Genomic DNA, 25,051 nt, shown 5'->3' with positions numbered 1-25,051 from the left:
TCAGTTGCCGGGCGGGCTTACCGTTTCCAGCGTTTTGGGCGTGGTCAGCCGGCCATGGCCGGAAACGGCATTGCCAGCATCGGGTGCCAGCCGGATGAAGGATAGCGAGGCTGCGGCGGAAATCGCCGCGACGACGAAAAAGGCGGTATGGAAATCCGCCAGCGTCAGCGACCTGCCATGGATGCTCGTCGACACTTCCAGGATGCCGCCGGCCACCGCAACGCCAAGCGCGATCGACAGTTGTTGGAAGACGGCGGCAATCGGCGTCGCCTTGCTGGTGTCGGCCGCCGAAACCTCGGCATAGGCTAGTGCGTTGACGCCGGTGAAGAACATCGACCGGATAAAGCCGCCAACCAGAAGCATGGCCAGCATCAGCAGATAAGGCGTGTCGGGGGTGAACAGGCCGTTGACGGCGATCGATGCCGCGGCGACCAGCGAGCCGACGACTAGCACGCGGCGGAACCCGGCGCCGCGGAAGATCAGCGCGGTGATGAATTTCACGCCGATGGCCCCGATCGCCGAGACGAAGGTGATCATGCCGGACTGGAAAGGCGTCAGCCCGAAGCCGATCTGGAACATCAGCGGCAACAGGAACGGCACGGCGCCGATGCCGATGCGGAACAGCGAGCCGCCAAGCACCGAGGAGCGAAACACCTGGTTGCGGAACAGCTCGAGCGCCAGCAGGGGATTTTTGGCGCGGCGCGCGTGCAACAGATAGAGCACGCCCGACGCCAGCCCGACCGCCACGGTGATGAAGCCGGCGATCGGCGGCAGGGCAGGCAGGCTGACCACCGACAGGCCGAACACCACGCCGGATGCCGCCAGCCCGCTCAGCACGAAACCGATGAAGTCGAGCGGCGGCGTTTCCGCCGGTTCGGTCTCCGGCAGGAAACGCGTCGCCAGCCAGATGCCGATCAGGCCGATCGGCACATTGATCAGGAAGATCCAGTGCCAGGTGAAATAGGTGGTGATGAAGCCGCCGACGGGCGGACCGACCAACGGCCCGACCAGCGCCGGAACGGTCAGCCATGACATCGCCGCGACCAGTTCGCTTTTCGGCGTCGCCCGAACCAGCACCAGCCGCCCGACCGGTGTCATCATGGCGCCGCCGATGCCTTGCAGGAAACGCGAAACCACGAAAGCCGGCAGCGAACCGGAAAGCGCGCAGGCGATCGAGCCGACGATGAAGACCGCGATCGCGGCGCGAAAGACATTCTTGGCGCCAAAACGGTCAGCCATCCAGCCGCTGATCGGAATGAAGATCGCCAGGGACACGAGATAGGCCGTCAACGCCAGCTTGAGCGCGATCGGGCTGGTGTGGATGTCGATGGCAATCGCCGGCAGCGATGTGGCAATCACGGTCGAATCCATGTTTTCCATGAAAAGTGCGACCGCCAGGATGAGCGGGATGGTGCGATTCACGAGCGTGCCCGTTTCAGAGTCTCTTTCCGGCTGGGGGCAAACCGGTACGAGGGGCGGGTATCACGGCTGGACCCGCATGTCGCATTAATTTGCTGTCACTTTTATGCGACCGGCAACCACAGGTGGCGTCCTTTCGGCAACAAGTCACCTTTCCGGGAGCGTGAAATCATCGGCTTTTCATCGGCGGTGGGACGTGGTACCAGCCAGCGCCAATCCTGAAAGGGAAGAAACGAGTCGGCGCTGTCCATTCCGGTCCAGCGCTTTTTTGTATTCCGAGGGCTGGCCATGGCAAAAATTATCGAAACGTCCACCGGCGCACTGGCGCTGACCTTTGACGACGTGCTGCTGCAGCCCGGTCATTCCGAGGTCATGCCCGGCGAGACCGATGTGCGCACCCGCATCGCCGGCGACATCGACCTCAATGTGCCGATCCTGTCGGCGGCGATGGACACCGTCACCGAGGCGCGCCTCGCCATCGCCATGGCCCAGGCCGGCGGCATCGGCGTCATCCACCGCAATTTCACGCCGGCCGAGCAGGCCGAGCAGGTGCGCCAGGTCAAGAAATTCGAATCCGGCATGGTGATCAATCCCGTCACCATCGGCCCCGACGCCACCCTTGCCGATGCGCTTTCGCTGATGCGCACCTACTCGATTTCAGGCATTCCGGTGGTCGAGAATGGCGGCACCGGCGGCCAGAAGATCGGCCGGCTGGTCGGCATCCTGACCAACCGCGACGTGCGTTTTGCGTCCGATCCGGCGCAGAAGGTCTACGAACTGATGACCCGTGAGAACCTGATCACGGTCAAGGAGAATGTCGACCAGGACGAGGCCAAGCGGCTGCTGCACCAGCATCGCATCGAGAAGCTGGTCGTTGTCGACAAGCAGGGCAATTGCGTCGGGCTGATCACCGTCAAGGACATCGAGAAGTCGCAGCTCAACCCGCACGCCAGCAAGGACGCGCAGGGCCGCCTGCGCGCCGCCGCCGCCACCAGCGTCGGCGACGACGGTTACGAGCGCGCCGAGCGCCTGATCGAGGCCGGCGTCGATCTTCTGGTCATCGACACCGCGCATGGCCACTCGCAGCGCGTGCTGGACGCGGTGACGCGGGCCAAGAAACTCTCCAACTCGGTTCGCATCCTGGCCGGCAATGTCGCCACCGCGGAAGGCACGCAGGCGCTGATCGACGCCGGTGCCGACGCCGTCAAGGTCGGCATCGGACCGGGCTCCATCTGCACCACCCGCATCGTTGCCGGGGTCGGCGTGCCGCAGCTTTCGGCGATCATGTCGGCGGTGGAAACCGCGCACAAATCGGGTGTCTCGGTGATCGCCGATGGTGGCATCAAATATTCCGGCGATCTCGCCAAGGCGCTCGCCGCCGGTGCCAGCGCCGCCATGATCGGCTCGCTGCTGGCTGGAACCGACGAAAGCCCGGGCGAGGTCTATCTGCACCAGGGCCGCTCCTTCAAGGCATACCGCGGCATGGGTTCGGTCGGCGCCATGGCGCGCGGTTCCGCCGATCGCTACTTCCAGGCCGAGGTGCGCGACACGCTGAAACTGGTCCCGGAAGGCATCGAAGGGCAGGTTCCCTACAAAGGACCTGTGTCTGGAGTGCTGCACCAGCTTGCGGGCGGGCTGAAAGCCGCTATGGGTTATGTCGGTGGCCGCGATCTTGCCGATTTCCGCGAACGCGCCACCTTTGTGCGCATATCCAACGCCGGACTTCGTGAAAGCCACGCCCATGACGTCACGATTACCCGCGAAAGCCCGAACTATCCCGGCGGAGTCTGATCCGTACGGGTTCGGGCGAGGCCTGACAGCCACGATCCTGAGGCTGCCACGCCACGCGGCCGCGCTCTGTTTCCTGTCGGCGGCGATTTTCATCGCCATGACGGCGATGGAGTTCCTCTACTTCCGCCAGTTGAGTGGCGGCCTGCCGTCACTCGACACGCGCTTTTTCGGTTTCACGCCGGACGAAGGCATGGCCTGGCTGACGTCGCTCGGCCGGCGCGGTGGCGAGATCATTCTCGTCTGGCACTATCTGACCTTCGATCTCCTGTTCCCGGCCCTGTTGTCGATGACGCTGGTCAGCCTGATCCTGGCCACTGGCCGGCGCCTGGAGAATTTCCGTATGCTGCCGGGGCAGATACAGTCGATTTTCGCGCTGGTGCTGGTGCTGCCCTACACGCTTGCCGACTATGCCCAGAACATCGCGGTGGCCAGCCTGCTGTCGGATTTCCTGTCGGCCAACCCGGATTCGCTGTCTTTCGCCTCGGCGCTCATCGTCACCAAATTCGCGCTTCTCGCCATCCCGGTCATCGTCATTGCCGTTTTCTGGCTGGTGGCACAGAAACAACATTGACCTGATCCGGCATCAGGGCAGGAGGTTCCATGAACCAGACCACGATCTTCTGGCCTATCCTGGCGCATGTACTGCTGATCTACATTGTCTATTGCGTCATGGGCCGGCGCAGATATTTCGCCATCAAGTCAGGCGAGGCCAAGGTCGGTCAGTACAAGGTGCGCTCGACCGAGCCGTCATCCAGCGTCACCGTTGCCAACAATTTGATCAACCAGTTCGAACTGCCGGTGCTTTTCTACGTGCTGTGCCTGGCACTGCATCTGACCAATGGCGTCAACTATCTGACCCTGGCCCTGGTGTGGATCTTTGTCGCGTCCCGCTATTTCCATGCCTGGGTTCACCTGACCAGCAACAATCTGCGCCTGCGCAGCCGGTCGTTCTTCGTCGGGGCGGTGATCCTCTTGCTGGGGTGGATATGGTTCGCGCTTCACCTGCTCGGGGCCGTGTGAGCAGTTACCCTCCCCCTTGTGGGAGGGTCGCTTCGCAAACCTAAAGGTCGAACACCGCGATCTTGCGGTTGTCGAACTTGATGCCGATCTCGCCGCGCACCAGCTTGAGCGCCGCCTCGCCGAATACGGCGCGCCGCCAGCCCTGCAGGGCCGGTACGTCGGCGGCTTCTCCTTCGGCCGCGATGCGATCGATGTCGTCGCTGGAGGCCAGCACCTTCGAGGCCACGCCCTCCTTTTCGGCGACGATCCGGAGCAGGACTTTCAAGAGTTCCGCCGCCGCGCTCGAGCCCTCGGGCGGCTGGAAGTTCTTTGGCAGTTTCGGCATCTGCTCCTTGGGCAAGGCAAGGGCGGTGTTGACCGCGCCAAGCAGTGCCGTTGCCGTCGAGGAGCGCTCCCAGCCCTTCGGTGTCGTGCGCAGCTTGCCAAGGGCTGCCGCGTCGCGCGGCGCCTGCTGCGCCACCTCGTAGATGGCGTCGTCCTTGAGCACGCGGCCGCGCGGCACATCGCGTTCGCGCGCCTCGCGCTCGCGCCATGCGGCCACGGTTTGCACGATCGCCAGTTCCTGTGGCTTGCGCAGCCGCATCTTCAGCCGCTTCCAGGCATCCTCGGGGTGCGGATCGTAGGTCTCGCGCGAGGTCAGGACATCCATTTCCTCGTTCAGCCAGTGGGCACGGTTTTCCCGCGCCAACTCGGTGCTGAGGTGCTGATAAACCTCGATCAGATGGGTGACGTCGGCCAGCGCATAGTCGAGCTGCTTGTCGGAAAGCGGCCGGTGGCGCCAGTCGGTGAAGCGCGACGACTTGTCGAGCCGCGCGCCGGTGATCCGCTGCACGAGCTGGTCGTAGGAAACACTGTCGCCGAAGCCGCAGACCATCGCCGCCACTTGCGTGTCGAACACCGGATGCGGGACGAGGTCGCCAAGGTGGACGATGATTTCGATGTCCTGCCGCGCGGCATGGAAAACTTTGACCACCGCCTCGTTGGCCATCAGCTTGAAGAACGGCGTGAGGTCGATGTCGGGCGACAGCGGGTCGATCAGCGCCGTCACGCCAGGTGCTGCCATCTGGATCAGGCACAGGATCGGCCAAAAGGTCGTTTCGCGAATGAATTCGGTGTCGACGGTCACGAAATCCGACTTTTCGAAAGCGGCGAGAACGGTCTCGAGTTCTTTCTGGGTGGTGATGACGTGCATCAAATCGCTTTTGGCAAAGAGTAGGGTCTTCTTCAATTTCAGCCGGCAAGGCTTTCGTCAAGCGCCGGCACCGTCGTTACGACCCCACCGGACCGTCCGGGTCGCTGTTTCTTCTGGCCAGTCGCGCGAAAACCGTCGAGGTGCGCAAAAGCGCGGTGAAGCGGCCGCGCTTGCCCGCAGGAACGCCGGACCGGGCCTGCATCCGGTAGAGAATGACGGCGATGAAGATCGCGTAGACCAGGGCGCTGAACACGAACAGCGCGCTCGGCCCGAAATACTGCATCGCCGTCGAGGCGGCGAACGGCCCGCCAATGGCGCCGAAGGAGTAGAACAGCATCAGCGCCGCGTTGATCAGCACGAACTCGCCGGTGTCGGCGCGATCGTTGGAATGCGCCGCCGACAGCGAATAGAGCGGCATGGCGAAACAGCCGAAGATGAAGATGATGACGAAATTAAGCGTCGGATTGCTGCCGGCGATGAACACCAGCGCCAGTGCCGCCAGCATCGCGCAGCAGGTCGTTATCAACAGCACCCGGCGCCGGTCCCAGCGGTCGGAGAGGTAGCCGAGCGGATACTGGATGATGGCGCCGCCGAAAATGCCGACGCTGACGAAGGTGACGACATCGGCCACCGACATGCCGATCTGCTCGGCATAGACCGGCGACAGGGTGCGAAAGGCGCTGTTGGTGACGCCGACGGCGATGCAGCCGAAGCAACCGAGCGGCGAAATCCGCCAGACGCGCGCCAGGTCGAGCTTGACCTCCTCGGGCGGGGTCGGGTTAGAGCGGTCGCCGAGCGAGACCGGCACCAGCGAGAGCGTGATCATGATCGACATGATGGCGAAGATAGTGAAGCCGCCGGCGCCGAAAACGGGAATCAGGAACTGGGCGCCGGTTACCGAACCGGTGTCGACCATCCGGTAGATCGCCAGCACGCGGGCGCGATCCTTGTTGGCGACGCCGGAATTCAGCCAGCTTTCGACGATGGTGAACAGCCCGGCGAAACAGAAGCCGCCGATAAAGCGCACCGCGCACCACATCACCGGATCGAGGACCAGCACCAGCAGCAAGGTGCCGACCGAGGCGATGGCCGCCAGCGCTGAAAACGCCCTGATATGGCCAACCGCCTTCATGATGCGGGTGATGGCCAGGCAGCCGAGCAGGAAGCCGGCGAAGTAAAAGGTGCCCATCAGGCCGATGGCCGAGGCGGAAAACCCTTCCTGCGCGCCGCGCAGTGCGATCAGCGTGCTCTGCAGCCCATTGCCGCCGAGCAGGATGCCGGCAGCGAGAAGGAGCGGGAGCAGCGGGCGGATGGAGGACATGAAGGGGTGATCACGTGTCGGTGATCCTTATTGGACCATCACCTTGGCCAATGCCAGCGGCAATTCCCGGCAAGACCCTCCGCCGCCAGCCTCGCTCGCCTTGACAAATCCGGCCTCCCATGCGCTTTTCGCGCAAATTTTGGGCCGGGCTTTGACGCTTTGGCCCGCAACCCAGCACCCCGGACTTTACCAATGACAATGCACCGCTACCGCAGCCATACCTGTGCCCAGTTGAGAAAGAGCGACGTCGGCTCGACCGTTCGCCTGTCGGGCTGGGTGCATCGCGTGCGCGATCATGGTGGCCTGCTCTTCATCGACCTGCGCGACCACTACGGCCTGACCCAGATCGTCGCCGATCCGGATTCGCCGGCCTTCAAGATCGCCGAGACCGTGCGCGGCGAATGGGTCATCCGCGTCGACGGCGAGGTCAAGGCTCGTTTGCCAGAGACGACGAACGCCAACCTGCCGACCGGCGAGATCGAGATTTTCGCCCGCGAAATCGAAGTGCTGTCGGCGGCCAAGGAATTGCCGCTGCCGGTGTTCGGCGAGCCGGACTATCCCGAGGATATCCGCCTGAAGTATCGCTTCCTCGACCTGCGCCGCGACACGTTGCACAAGAACATCGTGGCGCGGACCAAGATCATCGCGGAGATGCGCAAGCGCATGGGCGAGGTCGGCTTCACCGAATTCTCGACGCCGATCCTCACCGCTTCGTCGCCGGAAGGCGCGCGCGACTTCCTGGTGCCGTCGCGCATCCACCCAGGCACGTTCTACGCGCTGCCGCAGGCGCCGCAGCAGTACAAGCAGCTGATCATGGTGTCGGGCTTCGACCGCTATTTCCAGATTGCGCCCTGCTTCCGCGACGAGGATCCGCGCGCCGACCGCCTGCCCGGCGAATTCTACCAGCTCGACCTGGAAATGAGTTTCGTCGAGCAGGACGACGTGCTGTCGACCATGGAACCGGTGATGCGCGGCGTGTTCGAGACCTTCGCCAACGGCAAGCCGGTGACGCAGAAATTCCAGCGCATTCCCTATGATGTCGCCATGCGCAAATATGGCTCCGACAAGCCCGACCTGCGCAATCCGATCGAGATGCAGTCCGTCTCCGATCATTTCCGCAATTCCGGCTTCAAGGTGTTCGCCAACATCCTCGCCAACGACCCGAAGGCCGAGGTGTGGGGCATTCCGGCAAAGACCGGCGGCAGCCGCGCCTTCTGCGACCGCATGAACGCCTGGGCGCAGGGCGAGGGCCAGCCGGGACTGGGTTATATCTTCTGGCGTAAGGAGGGCGACAAACTCGAAGGCGCCGGTCCGCTCGCCAAGAACATCGGCGAGGAGCGCACCGAGGCGATCCGCCAGCAGCTCGGCCTTGCCGATGGCGACGCCGCTTTCTTCGTCGCCGGCGACCCGAAGAAGTTCGTCTCGTTTGCGGGTGCGGCGCGCACGCGCGCTGGCGAGGAACTGAACCTTGTCGACCGCGAACGCTTCGAGCTGTGTTGGATCGTCGACTTTCCCTTCTTCGAATGGAACGAGGAGGAGAAGAAGATCGACTTCGCCCACAACCCGTTCTCGATGCCGCAGGGCGGCATCGATGCGCTGAACGGCCAGGACCTGCTCGGCATCAAGGCCTTCCAGTACGATATGGTCTGCAACGGGTTCGAAATCGCCAGCGGAGGCATTCGCAACCATCTGCCCGAGACCATGGTCAAGGCGTTCGAGACGGTCGGGCTCGACCGCGCCACGGTCGAGGAGCGCTTTGGTGGCCTCTACCGCGCCTTCCAGTATGGCGCGCCGCCGCATGGCGGCATGGCCGCTGGCGTCGACCGCGTCGTCATGCTGCTGGTGGGCGCCAAGAACCTGCGTGAGATCACCATGTTCCCGATGAACCAGCAGGCCTATGACCTGTTGATGAACGCTCCTTCGGAGGCGAGCCCGCAACAGCTTCGCGAACTGGCGCTGCGCGTTGCGGTGCCCAAGAAGGACGCATGATCGCCAGCGTCGGGCGATGCTTTAAAGAACCGTCCGAACCGATTCATTCGATTCGCTAATTCCACAAAAAAGCCCGGCATCGCTGCCGGGCTTTTCTTGTGTCGAAGTCGCTTCGATCAGTCTTCGTTGGCCTTGACCGTGACGCCGAGCGTCTTCGGCAGGTCGAGCGGGTTGGACATGGCGCCCGCCATGATCAGCGCGAACGGCACCGATGCCGGCGGCTCGGCCGAAACTTCGAGGCTCTTCGGATCGTCGAGATATTTGCTGACAGCGGCCGTCACTTGCGCCGTCAGTTCCGGGTTGTTGAGCTGCGCCATCCCGAACGGCACGATCGCCTTGGCCTGGTTGGCGATGTCCTTGCCGGACATGCCTTGCTGCTTGCCGACATATTCGAGCACCTTGTTGGTCAAAGAATCGTCGTCGAAGCGGATCGAGGCGCTGTTGAACGAAAGTTGCTGCAACAGGCCGAGCATGGCCATGCCTTGCGCCGAATTGTCGGCGCCTTCCGGTTGCGCCGCCATCTTCTTCTGCATCTCCTGCAGCGACTTGATGAAGTCCATCGTGTAGCCGCCGAGATCGAAGGTCATGCCGAGCGTGCCGGCGTTCTCGACGGAAATGTCGTATTTCGACAGTTCCATCTTACCGTCAGCCGGCTGCCATGTGCCGGCCATCTCGAAATTGCCCGCGATGTTCTGGTAGCCGAGCGCGTCGATGACTTCCTTGGATTTGGGGTCGTCGACCAGCGTCAGGTCGGCGTTGAACTTTTCCGTTGTGCCGGTAAATTCCATCGCCTTGCCGTCGGCCGGCGGTGTGATCTCGATGGCGAGCCCGTCCATCGAGAAGGCGGTCTTGTCGGCGACCTTGACCGTCATGTTTGAGAGTTCGGCGGACTTGTACATCATCAGCGAACCCAGCGGGCCGGTGGCGCCGTCGGCCGGAACCGTCATGTCATGGATGACGAAGGGGCTGAGATTGAGGGTGACGCCATCCTTGCTGTGCTCGAACGCCGACGTCGAGACAGTTGCGATGTCATAGCCACCGTTTGCCGCGGTGACGCCTTCGAGTTTGACGTCGCCGATGACAAGCGCTTCCTTTTCGGCCGCCGGTTTGACCGAGACGCCCTGCAGCACCATGCTGGTGTTGTCACCGGTTACGCCGGTCCAGGAGACGTCGACACCCTGCGCGGCAAGCGCTGCCTTCAGCCGGTCGGCGACCGCCGTATCCTGTGCGAGGGCCGCGTTCAGCGGCAGCGTCAGCAAAAAGGTCGAAAAAGCTAATTTCCTAAGAGTCGAGCGTTTGATTGTCATCGCGAGTTCCCTGAGAGTGTCCTGAAATTGTTCTTCAATTCTTTGCGCCATCACCATTCCGTGACGAACTGGACGGGAAAAAGGCGTGTCCCGGCACAATGGTCAAAAATCACGGCGAAAGGCAAATCCGATCCCACCGTCTTTGCGCAAACCGGTGAATTTGTCATGAATATCCGGTTGCCGGGTGTCACTGCGCTTGGCCATAGAGACCGCATGTAACGGGCTGATGTTGGCCAACATCCTCCAATGCATGGTTTGATGTTGCAGAAGGGGCGGGACATCTGCCTGCCTCTTGCCGCGAATCATCCGCTCGGCTAGTCCCAGCCCATGGGAAAAAGGCTTTTGCCGCCTCAAGATGGCGGCGGCGATCATATCGAACCGGTCGATCTGAAGAAGGCGCTGGAAGAGCGCTATCTTGCCTATGCGCTGTCGACCATCATGCACCGGGCGCTGCCCGACGTGCGCGACGGACTGAAGCCGGTCCATCGCCGCATCATGCATGCCATGCGCCTGCTGCGCCTCAATCCCGACCAGGGCTTTGCCAAATGCGCCCGCATCGTCGGCGAAGTGATGGGCAAGTTCCACCCGCATGGCGACCAGTCGATCTATGACGCGCTGGTGCGGCTGGCGCAGGATTTCTCGATGCGCTACCCGCTGGTCGACGGGCAAGGCAATTTCGGCAACATCGACGGCGATAACGCCGCCGCCATGCGCTACACCGAAGCGCGCATGACCGATGTGGCGACCGAGCTTTTGTCCGGCATCACCGAGGACGCCGTCGACTATCGGCCGACCTACAATGAAGAGGATGAGGAGCCGGTGGTCTTGCCCGGCGCCTTTCCGAACCTCCTGGCCAACGGCTCGTCCGGCATCGCTGTCGGCATGGCGACATCGATCCCACCGCACAACGCGGCCGAGCTTTGCGATGCGGCACTTCAACTGATCGAGCATCGCGATGCACCGGTGGCGAAGCTGATGGACTTCGTCCAGGGCCCGGATTTTCCGACCGGCGGCATCATCGTCGACAGCCGCGCCTCTATCCTCGAAGCCTATGAGACCGGGCGCGGCGGCTTTCGTGTCCGGTCGAAGTGGAGCCAGGAGGACCAGGGCAGGGGCACCTGGAGCATAGTCGTCACCGAAATTCCCTATGGCGTGCAGAAGGCGCGGCTGATCGAGAAGATCGCCGAGCTGTTGATGGCGCGCAAATTGCCGCTGCTCGAGGATATCAGGGACGAGAGCGCCGAGGACATCCGCGTCGTGCTGGTGCCGAAGAGCCGTTCTGTCGACCCCGGCATCCTGATGGAATCGCTGTTCAAGCTTACCGAGCTTGAAAGCCGTTTTCCGCTCAACATGAATGTCCTGTCGCGGGGCAAGGTGCCCAACGTCTTGTCGCTGAAGGGCGTGCTGCAGGAATGGCTCGAGCACCGCCGCGATGTTTTGATCCGCCGCTCGAAACACCGGCTCGGCGAGATCGAAAAGCGGTTGGAGATCCTTGCCGGCTACCTGATCGCCTACCTCAACATCGACGAGGTGATCAGGATCATCCGCGAGGAGGATGAGCCCAAGCAGGTGATGATGGCCCGCTGGTCGCTCACCGACACCCAGGCCGAAGCCATTCTCAACATGCGGCTGCGCGCCTTGCGCAAGCTGGAAGAATTTGAGATCCGCAAGGAATTCGACGGCCTGAGCGGCGAGAAGAAGCAGATCGAGGCGCTGCTTGCTTCAAACGACAAGCAATGGGCGACCATCAAGTGGGAAGTCACCAACATCCGTGACAAGTTCGGCCCAGAGACCGAGCTCGGCAAGCGCCGCACCCAGTTCGCCGACGCGCCCGAGCACGATCTGACCGACATTGCGCACGCCATGATCGAGCGCGAGCCGGTCACCGTGGTCGTCTCGGAAAAGGGCTGGCTGAGAGCGATGAAGGGGCATCTGGCCGATCTCTCGACCCTGACCTTCAAGGAAGGCGACAGCCTCAAGCTCGCCTTCCATGCCCAGACCACCGACAAGGTGCTCGTCTTCACCACCGGCGGCAAGTTCTACACCATCGGCGCCGACCGGCTGCCCGGCGGGCGTGGCCACGGCGAGCCGATCCGCATCATCGTCGACATGGACAATGATCAGGACATCGTCACCGCTTTCGTTCACGATCCGAAGCGCAAGCTCTTGCTGGTCTCGCATGACGCCAATGGCTTCATCGTGCCGGAGGAAGAGGTGGTCGCCAACACCCGCAAGGGCAAGCAGGTGATGAACGTCAAGGCGCCCGATGAGGCGCAGCGCTGCGTGCCGGTCGCGGGCGATCATCTGGCCATCGTCGGCGAGAACCGCAAGATGCTGGTGTTCGCGCTTTCCGAGATTCCGGAAATGGGACGCGGCAAGGGCGTGCGCCTGCAGAAATACAAGGATGGTGGCCTTCTCGACCTCAAGCCGTTCACGCTGGAGACCGGCCTCACCTGGCAGGATTCGGCCGACCGCACCTTCACCAGATCGCGCGAGGAACTGGCCGAATGGATCGGCACTCGTGCTTCGGCTGGGCGCATGGTGCCAAAAGGGTTCCCCAGGACAGGGAAGTTCGGTTAAAGCCGGGCATTCGCTGACTGACAACCTTGCCAGGTCCCGCTGCTTTGCAACGTTCGCCGGCCTGCGCATGCCACTGGCACGATGAATTCGCCTTCGGCGAACCGGCAGTTCAGCCGCCCTCGAGGGGGAGCGCAGCAGCTTCACCAGCACCATTTGGAATGTCGTCACGATTGCTGCACTATATCAGTGCATAAGTGGGAAGGGTGTTGGGAAAGGCAGGCGTTTGAAGGAAGCAAAAATCCAGAAGCCGGAACGTCAGCAGCGCCTGTTTGGCCTGTCGACGCCGTTGAGGTCCGCCGTCATCCCGCCGCTGTCGGCGGCGCGCTGGCTGCTGGTGCTGATCGTCGCCGCCGGCGTCTACTTCTTTCACGGGTTCCTGTTTCCTGTGCTGGCAGCGCTTGTTATCGCTTTCGCCAGCTGGCCGCTGTATCGGCGGCTGCTGGCCGGTGTCGGCGGCAACCGCACCATCGCCGCGACCTTTGCCATCCTGTTCATCCTCGCCTTCCTCGTCATCCCGATCGCGCTTGCCGGCACCTACGCCATCAACGAGGTGCGCGAATGGGTCGGTTGGGCGATCGAGACCAACCGGCACGGCGCGGTCACGCCGCACTGGATCGCCACGCTGCCTGTCGTGGGCGAGTGGCTTAACGAGCAGTGGACGACCAATATCGGCCATCCCGGCGGCATTGGTGAACTGATCCAGTTGGTCAGCGGCGCCAATATCGGCAGCATCTACCGCGGCGTGCTGGCTGCCGGCGGCAGTGCTTTCGGCCTGCTGTTGACGTTGTTGTTCATGATGATCGCGCTGTTCTTCGCCTATCGTGACGGCGAGCACTTTGCTGGCCAGGTCGATCGTCTTGGCGAACGCATCCTGCCGACGAGATGGGAGCGGATTTCGCGCGTCGTGCCGGCGACGATCTCTTCGACCGTGACCGGCATGACCGTCATCGCCATCGGCGAGGGGCTGGTGCTGGGCATCGCCTACTGGCTGGCCGGCGTACCGTCGCCGGTAACGCTCGGGGCCTTGACAGGTGTCATGGCGCTTATCCCCGGCGGCGCGCCATTGTCCTTCACCCTGGTCTCGATCTACCTTGCCGCCAGCGGTTCGCCGATGGCCGGGCTGGCGCTGTTTTTGTGGGGTGCGGTCGAACTGTTCATCGTTGACAAGACATTGCGCCCGAAGCTCGTCGGCGGCCCGATAAAACTGCCCTTCCTGCCTACTTTTTTTGGCCTGATCGGCGGCGTCAAGACCATGGGTTTTCTGGGCCTGTTCATCGGCCCGGTGCTGATGGCCCTGCTGGTTGCGATCTGGCGCGAATGGCTGCGCGAGGTGGAACTGGCCGATGAAGTGGTTCCCGATTCGGTGGCCGAAATCGAAGCTGGTCGGCCGATAGAGATTCTGGCGGAGCCCGTCGCGGTGAAGAAAGCCAACGCCTGATCCCGAAAGCCGGCTCGCGCCATGTTGCTAGGCCGGATGATGCACCGCGAGGTCAGTACGGCGCTTGCGTCCCTCGTGCAGTTGCCAAAGCGAATGCGCGACCAGCGTGATGATCAGGATCGCGCCGCCGATCAGGCTGTTGCGGGTCGGTGTTTCGGCAAAGATCATCCAGACCCAGACCGGCGCCAGCACGGTTTCAAGCAGGTAGAACATCGCCACTTCCGGCCCTGAAATGTACTTTGGCCCGTTGGCGAGACAGAAAAACGAGATCGGCATGACGACGGCGCCGTTGAAGATGATCCACCATGGCGCGTTCACCTGGATGCCTTCGCCGGTGACCATGAATGCCGCCAGCGCGAGCGGCAGCAGGACGCCGACCAGGGCCGTGAACCCCATGTCCTTTCCGCTGGCGCGCGAGATGGTGATGGCAACGGCGATGAAGAAAGCCGAGCACAGCGCCATGAAATCGCCGAACAGGTGCCCGGTGCCAACCGAACCGCCGACAATGACCAGCACGCCGAGGATCATGATCAGCATCGCGGCGAGCGTCACCAGCCGCGGCCTCTCCTTCAGGAATATCCAGGACAGCAATGCCGCGAACACGGTGTTGAAAGCCAGGATGAACACCAGGTTGGCGGTCGAGGTGTGATAGACGGCGGTGACGAAGGTGATCGAGGTCAGCCCGTAGCATATCGCCACGACGAGGCCGGACCAGCCGGGGATGAGCTGCGGGGCGTTCCGGCTGAGCGCGCGCCAGATCGACCAGATAATCATGGCCGCCACGAAGGTGGTGCCGGTGCGCAGCAACAGAATCGTCCATGCGCCGCCGTCGGCGAGGCGGATCAGCGGAATGTCGACGGTCAGTGTCAGTCCGCCAATGGCGGTTATCAAAAGTCCCTTCTGGTGGTCGTTGTGGGAAGACATGCGGCAACTTTCGCAATGAAATGCAGGTGACCCGGTTGCAATGGCGCACTCTCAGCCAACCGGCTGAAAGACCAGCATCCCTGCCTTGAAACAGTTTAAGCGTGGATCGTGGAAAAACTCAGCGTGCAACCGCTTCGTTGGTGTAGCGCTCCCAGCCCTTCGGGCCGAGATGCTCTTGCGGCATGAAGCGCATCTTATAATTCATCTTGCGCGAGCCGTTGACCCAGTAGCCAAGGTAGACATGGGGCAGGCCCATCGCCCGGGCGCGCGCGATATGGTCGAGGATCATGAACGTGCCGAGCGAGCGCTCATCGAAATCGGGATTGAAGTAGGAATAGACCATCGACAGGCCGTCAGCCATCTTGTCGGTAAGCGCAACCGCGATCAGCTCGCCTTGTCCCTTGCCGGTGATGAAGGTGTCGGGTCCGCGCCGCCGGTACTCGATCACCTTGGTGTCGACATGGGTGTCCTCGACCATCATGGCGTAGTCGAGCACCGTCATGTCGGACATGCCGCCACGACGGTGACGGGCATCAAGGTAGCTGCGGAACAGCGAATATTGTTCGGTGGAGGGTTCGGCACCGTGCATGGCGCCGACGAGATCGGAATTATGTTGCAGCACCCGTTTCATGCTGCGGCTGGCGACGAATTCCTGGGCCAGGATACGCACGGAAACACAGGCGCGGCAGGTCTCGCACGCCGGCCGGTAGGCAATGTTCTGCGAGCGCCGGAAGCCACCTTGCGTAAGCAGGTCGTTCATCTCCGACGCCTTGTCGCCGACGAGGTGCGTGAACACCTTGCGCTCGAACTGGCCGTCGAGATAGGGGCACGGCGACGGCGCGGTCAGGAAGAACTGCGGCGACTGGGTCGGATGCTGCGTCATCGAGCCTTTGGATACACTCCTTCGAATCGCTCTACCTTTGGCGCGGACGGCGAAAAATTCAACAGGATTGTGAGGGCGTGGTTGAGACGACGCTTCACATTTGCACCGAAACGGCCCGCGGCGCTCCCGAAAATGCCGTCAGCGGTCGGTGCGGCTGACCACCGTGCCAAGCAGCAGATCATGCAGCGTGCGCTTGCGATCGGCGAACAAAGTCACCAGCAGGACCAGCGGCGACAGGATGACATTGCCGGCCCAGAACAGCACCGAATGGACGACGGCGGTGAGACCGTCGATTGGCCTGCCGTCGAGCCGGTCGAGGCGGATGCCCATCATTTTCATGCCCGTCGTAGCCTGGTCGGCGCTGCCAAGCGTGTTCCAGATGTAGAGGATGGCGACGGCCGGCACCAGGACGCCAAACAGCATCCAGCCAAGGCCGAGGGTCAGCAGCCCGAGGAAAAACACCAGTATGGCGAACGGGATGGTGAGCAGCGCGACAATGACATAGTCGATCACGAAGGCCAGGATGCGCCGCGTGCGCACGCCGTCATAGGCCCGCACGTCGTCAAGCCTGGTGGTGATGATTTCGCCGTCGAGAACGCGCGCGTTCATGTCATTTCCTCGTAACAGGGCCCGACATAGGGTGCGGGCCGCTCGGCATTGAAATGGTGAAGGCCCGCGGCGGAATCAAGATCGGGCTTTTCACAGCCGACAAGGCTCGAACGGCATGAGATGCAATGCGAATCGGTTGAATTTGCTTTGCGGATAGCATTAGCTTGCTGCGGCGCAACAAAGCCCGCAGGGGCAGAGGGAACGGGGCACCATGGACTACGACATGCTGGTCATCGGCAGCGGGCCCTCCGGGCGCCGCGCCGCGGTGCAATCGGCCAAGCTCGGCAAATCGGTGCTGGTGGTCGATCGGGGCCGGCGTCTAGGTGGAGTATCGGTGCATACCGGCACCATCCCGTCGAAAACGCTGCGCGAAACGGTGCTCAACCTGTCGGGCTGGCGCGAGCGCGGCTTCTACGGCCGCGGCTATCGGGTCAAGCAGGACATCTCGGTCGGCGACCTGATCGAACGCTTGCACAAGACGCTCGATCACGAGGTCGAGGTGCTGCAGCACCAGTTCATGCGCAACACGGTCAAGAGCGCACGCGCGGATGTGAAATTTCTGGGCCCCAACAAGGTCAGCCTGACCACCGATGCCGGCGACTACAGCGAGGTCGGTTTCGCCCATGCGCTGATCGCGGTCGGCACAAGGCCGCACCGGCCGCGCGACGTGCCTTTCGACAAGACCCGCGTCTTCGACAGCGACGAGATGCTGGAGCTTGACCGCCTGCCGCGTACCCTGACGGTGATCGGCGGCGGCGTCATCGGCGTTGAATACGCGACGATCTTTTCCGCGCTCGATGTGCCGGTGACGCTGGTCGAGCCGCGCAACTCGATCCTTGATTTCGTCGACCGTGAAATCGTTGACGATTTCATCCACCAGATGCGCGATCGCGGCATGACGATCCGCCTGGGCAGCGCGGTGAAGGAAATCCGGTCCAAGCCGGACACCGCCGAAGTGGAACTGGCTGATGGCCGCACCATTCGTTCCGAGGTCGTGCTCTACGCCGCCGGTCGCACCGGCAATGTCGGCAGCCTCGGGCTGGATATTGTCGGCATCGACGCCGACTCGAGGGGTCGTATCAAGGTCGATCAGCAGACTTTCCAGACCAGCGTGGCAAACATCTACGCCGCCGGCGATGTCATCGGATTTCCGAGCCTCGCCTCCACCTCGATGGAGCAAGGCAGGGTGGCGGCCTGCCACGCCTTCGGCGTGCCCTTGCCGCCACCACCGGAAACCTTTCCCTACGGCATCTATGCGGTGCCGGAGATCTCGACAGTCGGCCAGTCCGAGGAACAGGTGCGCGAGAGTGGGGCCGCCTACGAGGTCGGCGTGGCGCGCTTCCGGGAAACCTCGCGCGGCCACATCATGGGCGTCAACACCGGCTTCCTGAAGCTGTTGTTCTCGATCGAGACGCGCCGGCTGCTTGGCGCGCATATAGTGGGCGAGGGGGCCACCGAGCTGATCCATATCGGCCAGGCGGTGATCAATCTCGGCGGCACCGTCGACTTCTTCGTCAACAACACCTTCAACTATCCGACGCTCGCCGAAGCCTACAAGATCGCCGGGCTGGACGCGTGGAACAGGATGGGACGAGGGTAGGCGACCAGTTCATTCGGCCGCTCTCCCGCCGTCGAGAGCGCCGCCCCCGCGCTCCATACCAGCCCCGGATGATGGTTTCGCCGCCGTCAACCAGCGTCCTGTGACTGGGGCGCTGTCAGCCATTGCCTGACGATTGCCGCATCCGCGTCACCGAATTCGTGACCCGACGGAACAATCCGGGCGTCAAGGTCGGCGCCATGCTGGCTGAGCAGCGTCACCAGTGCTGGCGCGAAGGGCGCATAGGTCACGTCGGCGGCGCCGGCGATGATGAGCACACGCACCTTTGACAGATCCGTCGGCGGTACATCGTCCAGCACCGGCATCGGCCGCAGCAATGCGGCTCGTTCGACTAGGCCGGGATGCAACAGCATAACGCTGGAAAGCAGATTGGCGCCGTTCGAGTAGCCGAGGAATGTCGTGCGGGAGAGATCGAGATTGTGATGCAGCGCCGCTTCGCCGATGAAGCCGGCAAACGCGTCCGCCTCGTCGCGAATGCTATGCTGCTCGAAGCGCGTCGGGGTGATCCGGGTGAACCAGCGGAAACCGTCTTCCTGGGCGATATGACCACGCACCGCCACCAGCACCGCGCGCGGCGCGATCTGTTTCCCGAGCGGGACCAGAGTGGTCTCGTCGACTCCGGATCCGTGCAGCAGAAAAAGCACTTCGCCGGTTGCATTGGCGGGCCGGTAGAGGCGGTAGAAAAAACCCAGATCGCGCCGCGGGGCGACGTCTTCGAAGGCTTCTTCAGTCACGATCACAGCCTTTTGATTTCAAGTTACTTTTGTTCATTTTGCCGGCTTCAAAACGCAATATTTTCAAGCTCCGCGAAAGTTGATTGAACCGGGCGCATTACAGTCCGTTTCTTCGCCGATATCGTTCCCGTGGGAGGAATCGAAGCGGTGCGCCGGGGGTCGCATTGCCGGCATGAACAACCAGCTTTGAGGCCTTTTGTCGATGACCACCCCAATTTCCCCGGATCGCGCTTCTGCGCGTGTCCCCGACCGTGACACGCGTGTCCCGGACCGGGATATGCGTGTCACGGAGCGCGACACGCGCATTGATGTCTTCCGCGCTCTCGCTCTGCTGACCATCTATGTCGACCATGTACCGGGCACCGCCTTCGAATATCTGACCTACAAGAATTTCGGCTTTTCGGACGCGGCCGAGGTCTTCGTGCTGATTTCCGGCATCTCGGTCGCTCTTGCCTACGGCAGGAAATTTCAGCCGGGCAACCGGCTATTGGCGACCCTGAAAATGTGGCGGCGCGCCGGTGTGCTCTATGCCGCCCACATCGTCACCACCATGGTGGTCATGGCCTTGTTCTGCGCCGCGGCGGTATTCGCCAGGCGGCCTGAGCTGCTGAAGATGATCAACATCGAGCCGCTCATGAAGAACACGCCGGAAGTCCTGGTCGGCATCGTCACGCTTGGTCATCAGCTCGGCTACAACAACATCCTGCCGGTCTATGCGGTTCTGCTGTTGCTGGCGCCGGTCTTCCTGCTTGTTGTCAGCCACCGGCCGTTGCCAGCGCTGGCCGCTTCCGGTGCGCTATGGCTGGTGGCGGGGATCTATCAGATCGCGCCGCCCAATTATCCCGAGCCCGGCTTCTGGTTCCTCAACCCGCTGTCATGGCAGTTCCTCTTCAACATCGGCCTGGCGGGCACACTGCATGTGCGTCGCGGCGGCAGCATCCCGGTCAATCGCTGGCTGGTTGGCGCGGCTCTGGCCTACGCCGCCACGGCGCTGGTATGGGTGCACAGCCCGCTCTGGGGACAGATTTCCTGGCTTGGCCTGCCTTCCGTGGTGACCGGCTTTGACAAGACGTTTCTGTCGCTGCCGAGGCTGCTGCATATCCTGGCGGTAAGCTACCTGATCGTGGCATTCCCGGCGATTTCCAACCTGTTTCGCACCGGGCGCGACCACCCGCTTGCCATATTGGGCAAGCGATCGCTGCCGGTTTTCATCGCCGGCACCGTGCTGGCCATGGCGGCGCAGGTGCTCAAGCAGATCAATCCTGGCGGGTTCACCTATGACAGCCTGTTGATTGCCGCCGGCATCGCCATGCAGTTTGCGCTCGCCTATTATCTAGAATGGCTTTCGGGCCTTGGCTGGTCCGGGAAAAGCAGGCCGGTTTCCAACGCGCCGCCGCCTGTCCATGCATCCTTCGGCATGCCGCCCATGACGGCAAGAGTGAGCCGATGACGCTTTGAGGCGACCGGCGGTTCAGGCCGGCGGGGGGCCGGACGAGGCCCGCACCACGAGGTCGACCGGCAGCAATTGCCGGCTGAGCGAGCCATCATTTTCCAGGATCGCCTTGACGGCGCGGCGGCCCATCTCGGCAATCGGCTGGGCGACGGTGGTCAGCGGCGGCTCGGAGATCGCGCCTTCCGGGACACCGTCGAAGCCGACGATCGAAACGTCGCCCGGCACGGCGATGTCATGCTGTCGCAGCCAGTCCAGTGCATGCAGGGCGATCCTGTCCGACATCGCCAGGATTGCCGTTGGCGCCTCGGCGCCGGCGAAAATATGATCGAGGCCGGCCCAGACACTTTTCTCGTCATTGACGGTTTCGTAGATCGGCACAAGCGAGACGTCGATGTCGAAATTGGAGAGCTCCGCGAAATAGCCGCGCAGGCGGTCGCGCGTACCGGAATAGAGGGCCATCTCCACTTGTGCCTGGCTGGTAGGACCGAAGCCGGCGTCCGTGCAGGGCAAGGCAAGCACGGCAAAGCGACGATGCCCAAGTTCGGCCAGATGGTGGGCCGCCAGGCCAGCCCCGGCGATGTTGTCGATACCGATCGCCGCGACCGTCTGGTCGTCCGAATCGAGATCGAGCGCCACAAAGGGCAGCTTGCGTTCGCGTGCCAATTGCACCAGTCGCGAGTCGCCCTCCATGCAGAAGACGATGAACCCGTCGACCAGGGCGCTCTGGATGTTCCAGGCCAGCTGTTCGCTGTTGGCGGCCGAGACCAGCGAGATCCCGGCGCCGGTCGCGTCGCAAGCCTGCGAAATGCTGGCCATCATCACCCGGGCAAAAGGGTCGTCGAAAAAATAGGACAGGGGTTCGCCGGTGGCCACACCGATGGCGTTGACCTTGCCGGCGCGCAGCAGCCGTCCTTTGGGGTCCGGTCCGCCATATCCCATTGCCTCGGCTGCGGCCTTCACCCGCTCGCGGACTTCCTCGCGCACGATCTCCGGACGGGCGAACACGTTGGAGGCAGTGCCGTGCGACACGCCGGCCGCTTTGGCGATGTCTGCCAGCCGGACCGGTCTTGTCTTTCCAGAGGTCAATGGCGCCATCTTCGTCTCCTGACTGCGTCCTACCTAACACTTTCGTTGGATCGGTTCAAATTTTGACTTGATCAAAGGTTCGGCGAGGGGTATATTTGAATCGATCCAAGTGGGTAGTGATCTAATTGATTGGATCGATTCAATCCGTGATCAAGGGAGATGTGCCATGCACCCCGTCAATTTTCTGTCCGAGGACATCTATCGCAACGACTGGAGCGTCGCCTTGCGCACCGTGACGCAGAGGCGCCGTGGCGTCGCCAGCCCATGGGTTCGTGAGTTGCGGTTCCTCGTGGAGCGCAAGCGGAGCTGAATGGCGCCGCATTTTTTGTTGACCGATTGGATCGATTCAAGTTTTTAAAGGAGAACGCGCTATGCATCCCCTGAGCTATCTGTTCGAAGACATCTACCGCAACTATTGGGGCATCTCGCCTGCTCGCCGCCGGCCGGAGGCGCGCCGTCCGACCGGGTTACGGCGAAATCGCGAGTTGCTTATTCAGCCGGAGCGTTGCCAGGACTGATCGTTCGTGACAGGCAGCGTCCTGGCATGAGTCTTCGCGACCCGATCCAGTCCGAGGGCAGGGCGCCCTAAGGCATCATTCGCCTTTTCGGAACCGTTGGTGTGGGAACTCAGCCGGATCAGGAACGCGCCCGCCCCAGCGCAGAGGCCGCGATCACCAGCCAGCCGGCGATGAGCAAGGTGCCGCCGATCGGCGCCGACAGCGGGAACAACCGCGAGCCGAGGAAGTCTCGGGCGAGCAGGTCGCCACAGAACAGGAGAAGTCCTACCAGCAGGACCAGGCTGCCAATACGCAGGATCCGGTTCGCGCCGAGCAATCCTGAGGCGAGGAAGACCGGCGCATGCATGAGCAGGAAGGATGCGGCGGTGCCGACAAAGGCGCCGCCCAGATGCGCAGCCGCGGCAGACAGCGCCACGCCGGCGGCGCCACAGAGGCCGGCGGCCAGGATGAGGATGCTGCGGCGCGGCGATTAGGATGAGATTCAGCGTCAATCAAGATGAGACTCGGCGGGGGTGGTGTGACGCACTGAGGGCGTAGCCCGAACGGAGTTACACCACCCCCGCGGCGTCACTGCCGGCGTCTGTTGAGCGCGGTTGGCTGAAGTACCTTGGCGATTTTCTGAAGAATGGAGAATCACCTTTGTGCCAGGCCGTCATGTAACCGACCATCAGATGAGGCTCTTTATGAAGTTACGACAGGAACACACGACCGAGGTTGCCGCGGCCAAGGCGTCGATCAGCAGAGCGACGGCCTATCGCATCAAAAAGAATCCGGACCTGCCATCGCAAAAGCAAAAGGCTCGCGGCCGGCGACGGCCTGACCCTCTCGAGCACATCTTCGATGCTGAAGTCGTTCCCCTTTTGAAGGCGGCGCCAGGCATCCGTACAGTCGCCATCTACCAAGAGATGCTGCGGCGGCACCCGGAACTGAGCGAGGGCATTCGCCGGACCCTGGAGCGGCGCATTCGGTCATGGCGCGCCATCCACGGCGAAGAGCAGGAGGTCATCTTCCGTCAGCTTCACGAGCCCGGCCGGCTCGGGCTGTCGGATTTTACCGACATGAGCAGCCTGGGCGTGTCGATCGCTGGCCAGCCGCTCGATCATCTGCTCTACCACTTCCGGCTCGCCTGGTCGGGCTTCGAACACAGCCACGTCATTCTCGGTGGCGAGAGCTTCGTGGCCCTGGCCGAAGGACTGCAGAACGCGCTCTGGTCACTTGGCGGAGCGCCGTTCTATCACCGCAGCGACAGCCTGTCGGCGGCTTTCCGCAATCTCAGTGCCGATGCGCAGGAGGACCTGACACGGCGCTACGAGGAACTCTGCGCCCATTATCGCATGACGCCGACCCGCAACAACAAGGGCATCGCCCACGAGAACGGGTCGATTGAAAGCAGCCATGGTCATCTCAAGAGCGCCATCCGTGACGCCCTTCTGATGCGCGGCAGCAGGGACTTCGACGATCTCGACGCGTACCGCGCCTTCATCGATGAGATCGCCAGCCGGCACAACGCCAATCATGGCAAACGCATTGATGCCGAACGCCCTCATCTGCAGGAACTCCCCGACCGGCGGACCAGCGACTTCGAGGAGGTGGCCGTGACCGTGTCGCGGACGGGTGGCTTCACCTTGCGCAAGGTCTTCTACACCGTTCCCTCCCGCCTGATCGGACATCGGCTTCGCGTCCGGCTGTTCGACGATCGCCTCGAGGTCTTTGTCGGAGGAACACACCTGATGACGCTGCCCAGAAGCCGCGGGCATGCGGATGGAAGGCACGATCAGGTCGTCAATTATCGGCACGTCATCCATTCCCTGCGCAAAAAGCCGATGGCGCTTCTTAATCTCGTCTATCGTGACAAGCTCTTCCCGCGGCAGGAATACCGCAGGGCCTTCGATGTGCTCATTGAGCGGCTGCCGGACAGGCAGGCCTGCAAGGTGATGGTCGAATTGCTGGCGCTGGCCCATGATCGAGGCTGCGAGCGCGAACTTGCCGAGCAGCTCGCCGAGACCCTCGACGCCGGCGACCTGCCCGATATTGCTGTCTTTCGATCGCTATTCGGCCCGGATCCCGCACTGCTGCCGACCGTCTCGGTGCAACTCGCTTCCCTCAACGGCTATGAAGCCCTGATCGGCACGGCCTATGCGGGAGACGTCGCATGAAGGCCGCCCACATCATCGACGAAGCCCGTCTCGGCATCATGCTCAACGAACTCAGATTGCCGACGATCAAGACCCTGTGGCCGCAATTTGCCGAACAGGCTGATCGAGAGGGATGGCCCGCCGCCCGGTTCCTGTCGGCCATTGCCGAGCATGAGTTGGCCGAGCGCGATCGGCGCCGGATCGAACGCCATCTGGCCGAAGCGCATCTGCCGCCCGGAAAGACACTCGACAGCTTCGCCTTCGATGCCGTACCCATGGTCTCCAAGGCGCAGGTCATGGCCATGACCGCCGGCGATAGCTGGCTCGCAAAGGGCGCCAATATCCTGTTGTTTGGCCCGCCCGGCGGCGGAAAGTCGCATCTCGCCGCAGCTATCGGGCTCGCCCTCATCGAGAACGGCTGGCGTGTGCTGTTCACCCGAACAACCGATCTCGTCCAGAAGCTTCAGGTCGCACGGCGTGAGCTGCAACTCGAATCCGCCATCGCCAAGCTCGACAAGTTCGATCTGCTCATCCTCGACGATCTGGCCTACGTCACCAAGGACCAGGCCGAAACGAGCGCGCTCTTCGAACTCATCTGCGCAAGATATGAGCGGCGTTCCATCATGATCACCGCCAATCAGCCCTTTGGAGAATGGAACAGGGTCTTTCCCGACCCCGCCATGACCCTCGCCGCGGTCGACCGACTTGTTCATCACGCAACGATCTTCGAGATGAATGTCGAAAGCTACCGGCGCAGATCCGCCATCGAAGCCAAACGCCAGCGCGGCAGGCCAGCCTCCTACGCGACAATCAAAAACACGCACGAGCTTGTCGCGGAGCGACAATCAGAAAACGGCGAAACTCTTGCCAGCGACAATCAGCATGATAATTTGCCCGTGACCGCGCTCTGAGAGTCTCATCCAGATTGTCGCGCAGGTCTCTTCCAGATCGACGCGCTATAGGATGCGGCCGCTGTTGCCGGAAGACTGCTCGACCGTGCTCATATCCGTGGCTCCGTGACGTTCAAGGGATGC

General features: G+C 62.6%; 23 protein-coding genes. 12 read left to right on the top strand and 11 right to left on the bottom strand.

Annotation, left to right across the window (positions count from 1 at the left end; all coding sequences use genetic code 11):
• Positions 1-1,422: an MFS transporter gene (locus AC56QP_RS03705; RefSeq protein WP_489860889.1), complete on the bottom strand. Its 1,422-nt coding sequence runs from the start codon at positions 1,420-1,422 to the stop codon at positions 1-3.
• Between the two features lie 285 nt (positions 1,423-1,707).
• Here AC56QP_RS03705 and guaB point away from each other — a divergent pair, with 285 nt between their 5' ends.
• Genes guaB through AC56QP_RS03690 form a run of 3 tightly spaced genes read left to right on the top strand, consistent with a single transcriptional unit; the run spans position 1,708 to position 4,230 of the window.
• Positions 1,708-3,210, top strand: a complete 1,503-nt coding sequence (guaB, locus tag AC56QP_RS03700; RefSeq protein WP_091577517.1) for an IMP dehydrogenase — start codon at positions 1,708-1,710, stop codon at positions 3,208-3,210.
• Positions 3,161-3,781 (top strand): hypothetical protein, encoded by a 621-nt coding sequence (locus AC56QP_RS03695; protein ID WP_489860890.1) that lies wholly within the window; start codon positions 3,161-3,163, stop codon positions 3,779-3,781. Before guaB ends, AC56QP_RS03695 begins: the two co-directional genes overlap by 50 nt.
• Positions 3,782-3,810: 29 nt before the next feature.
• Positions 3,811-4,230 (top strand): MAPEG family protein, encoded by a 420-nt coding sequence (locus tag AC56QP_RS03690; protein WP_489860891.1) that lies wholly within the window; start codon positions 3,811-3,813, stop codon positions 4,228-4,230.
• 40 nt (positions 4,231-4,270) lie between these two features.
• Here the strand turns inward: AC56QP_RS03690 and rnd are convergent, their stop codons facing one another.
• Both rnd and AC56QP_RS03680 read right to left on the bottom strand, forming a co-directional pair.
• A complete protein-coding gene (gene rnd, locus AC56QP_RS03685; RefSeq protein WP_489860892.1) occupies positions 4,271-5,422 on the bottom strand; it encodes a ribonuclease D in 1,152 nt (383 codons plus the stop codon).
• Between the two features lie 76 nt (positions 5,423-5,498).
• Positions 5,499-6,743, bottom strand: a complete 1,245-nt coding sequence (locus AC56QP_RS03680) for an MFS transporter (RefSeq protein WP_489860893.1) — start codon at positions 6,741-6,743, stop codon at positions 5,499-5,501.
• A 198-nt stretch (positions 6,744-6,941) separates the two neighbouring features.
• Between AC56QP_RS03680 and aspS the strand changes: the two genes are divergently transcribed.
• Positions 6,942-8,732, top strand: coding sequence for an aspartate--tRNA ligase (gene aspS, locus AC56QP_RS03675; protein ID WP_489863697.1), 1,791 nt, complete (start codon positions 6,942-6,944; stop codon positions 8,730-8,732).
• Positions 8,733-8,848: 116 nt separating this feature from the next.
• Here the strand turns inward: aspS and AC56QP_RS03670 are convergent, their stop codons facing one another.
• Positions 8,849-10,039: an aq_1923 C-terminal domain gene (locus AC56QP_RS03670; protein ID WP_489860894.1), complete on the bottom strand. Its 1,191-nt coding sequence runs from the start codon at positions 10,037-10,039 to the stop codon at positions 8,849-8,851.
• 102 nt (positions 10,040-10,141) lie between these two features.
• Positions 10,142-10,411, bottom strand: coding sequence for a hypothetical protein (locus AC56QP_RS03665; protein WP_489863713.1), 270 nt, complete (start codon positions 10,409-10,411; stop codon positions 10,142-10,144).
• Between AC56QP_RS03665 and parC the strand changes: the two genes are divergently transcribed.
• Together parC and AC56QP_RS03655 are read left to right on the top strand one after the other, a co-directional pair.
• On the top strand, positions 10,367-12,619 hold the full coding sequence (gene parC / locus AC56QP_RS03660) for a DNA topoisomerase IV subunit A (RefSeq protein WP_489860895.1): 2,253 nt from the start codon (positions 10,367-10,369) through the stop codon (positions 12,617-12,619). The genes AC56QP_RS03665 and parC overlap by 45 nt on opposite strands.
• A 223-nt stretch (positions 12,620-12,842) precedes the next feature.
• Positions 12,843-14,057 carry an AI-2E family transporter gene (locus tag AC56QP_RS03655; RefSeq protein ID WP_489860896.1) on the top strand — a complete coding sequence of 405 codons (1,215 nt, stop codon included), beginning with the start codon at positions 12,843-12,845 and terminating at the stop codon, positions 14,055-14,057.
• A gap of 27 nt (positions 14,058-14,084) precedes the next feature.
• On the opposite strand, the gene AC56QP_RS03650 is transcribed toward AC56QP_RS03655, so the two are convergent.
• The 3 genes from AC56QP_RS03650 to AC56QP_RS03640 form a co-directional block, all read right to left on the bottom strand.
• Entirely contained in the window at positions 14,085-14,981 is an 897-nt protein-coding gene (locus AC56QP_RS03650) for a DMT family transporter (RefSeq protein WP_489860897.1), read from the bottom strand.
• A gap of 118 nt (positions 14,982-15,099) precedes the next feature.
• Positions 15,100-15,864, bottom strand: a complete 765-nt coding sequence (locus tag AC56QP_RS03645; protein ID WP_489860898.1) for an arginyltransferase — start codon at positions 15,862-15,864, stop codon at positions 15,100-15,102.
• Between the two features lie 138 nt (positions 15,865-16,002).
• On the bottom strand, positions 16,003-16,473 hold the full coding sequence (locus tag AC56QP_RS03640) for an RDD family protein (RefSeq protein WP_489860899.1): 471 nt from the start codon (positions 16,471-16,473) through the stop codon (positions 16,003-16,005).
• 211 nt (positions 16,474-16,684) lie between these two features.
• On the opposite strand from AC56QP_RS03640, the gene sthA reads away from it, so the two are divergent.
• A complete protein-coding gene (gene sthA, locus AC56QP_RS03635; protein ID WP_489860900.1) occupies positions 16,685-18,073 on the top strand; it encodes a Si-specific NAD(P)(+) transhydrogenase in 1,389 nt (462 codons plus the stop codon).
• An 86-nt stretch (positions 18,074-18,159) separates the two neighbouring features.
• Here the strand turns inward: sthA and AC56QP_RS03630 are convergent, their stop codons facing one another.
• Complete coding sequence (locus tag AC56QP_RS03630) at positions 18,160-18,825, bottom strand: alpha/beta hydrolase (RefSeq protein WP_489860901.1); 666 nt, start codon at positions 18,823-18,825, stop codon at positions 18,160-18,162.
• A gap of 202 nt (positions 18,826-19,027) precedes the next feature.
• On the opposite strand from AC56QP_RS03630, the gene AC56QP_RS03625 reads away from it, so the two are divergent.
• Positions 19,028-20,275, top strand: a complete 1,248-nt coding sequence (locus tag AC56QP_RS03625; RefSeq protein ID WP_489860902.1) for an OpgC family protein — start codon at positions 19,028-19,030, stop codon at positions 20,273-20,275.
• A 21-nt stretch (positions 20,276-20,296) separates the two neighbouring features.
• On the opposite strand, the gene AC56QP_RS03620 is transcribed toward AC56QP_RS03625, so the two are convergent.
• Positions 20,297-21,373, bottom strand: coding sequence for a LacI family DNA-binding transcriptional regulator (locus AC56QP_RS03620; RefSeq protein WP_489860903.1), 1,077 nt, complete (start codon positions 21,371-21,373; stop codon positions 20,297-20,299).
• A gap of 157 nt (positions 21,374-21,530) precedes the next feature.
• Between AC56QP_RS03620 and AC56QP_RS03615 the strand changes: the two genes are divergently transcribed.
• Both AC56QP_RS03615 and AC56QP_RS03610 read left to right on the top strand, forming a co-directional pair.
• On the top strand, positions 21,531-21,674 hold the full coding sequence (locus AC56QP_RS03615; protein ID WP_489860904.1) for a hypothetical protein: 144 nt from the start codon (positions 21,531-21,533) through the stop codon (positions 21,672-21,674).
• 61 nt (positions 21,675-21,735) lie between these two features.
• Positions 21,736-21,882, top strand: a complete 147-nt coding sequence (locus AC56QP_RS03610) for a hypothetical protein (RefSeq protein WP_489860905.1) — start codon at positions 21,736-21,738, stop codon at positions 21,880-21,882.
• 118 nt (positions 21,883-22,000) lie between these two features.
• Here the strand turns inward: AC56QP_RS03610 and AC56QP_RS03605 are convergent, their stop codons facing one another.
• Complete coding sequence (locus AC56QP_RS03605) at positions 22,001-22,297, bottom strand: DUF423 domain-containing protein (RefSeq protein WP_497100777.1); 297 nt, start codon at positions 22,295-22,297, stop codon at positions 22,001-22,003.
• A 226-nt stretch (positions 22,298-22,523) separates the two neighbouring features.
• Between AC56QP_RS03605 and istA the strand changes: the two genes are divergently transcribed.
• Both istA and istB read left to right on the top strand, forming a co-directional pair.
• A complete protein-coding gene (istA, locus tag AC56QP_RS03600; protein WP_489859523.1) occupies positions 22,524-24,038 on the top strand; it encodes an IS21 family transposase in 1,515 nt (504 codons plus the stop codon).
• The gene (gene istB, locus AC56QP_RS03595; RefSeq protein WP_352722235.1) at positions 24,035-24,928 is read left to right on the top strand and encodes an IS21-like element helper ATPase IstB; all 894 of its coding nucleotides are present in this window, start codon (positions 24,035-24,037) and stop codon (positions 24,926-24,928) included. The genes istA and istB overlap by 4 nt, the downstream gene beginning before the upstream one ends.
• Positions 24,929-25,051: the final 123 nt, after the last annotated feature.

This window comes from Mesorhizobium sp. RCAM 05104 (genome assembly GCF_059683645.1).
Note: the sequence above shows the minus strand (reverse complement) of the source record. Positions and strands in the feature narration are given on the sequence as shown.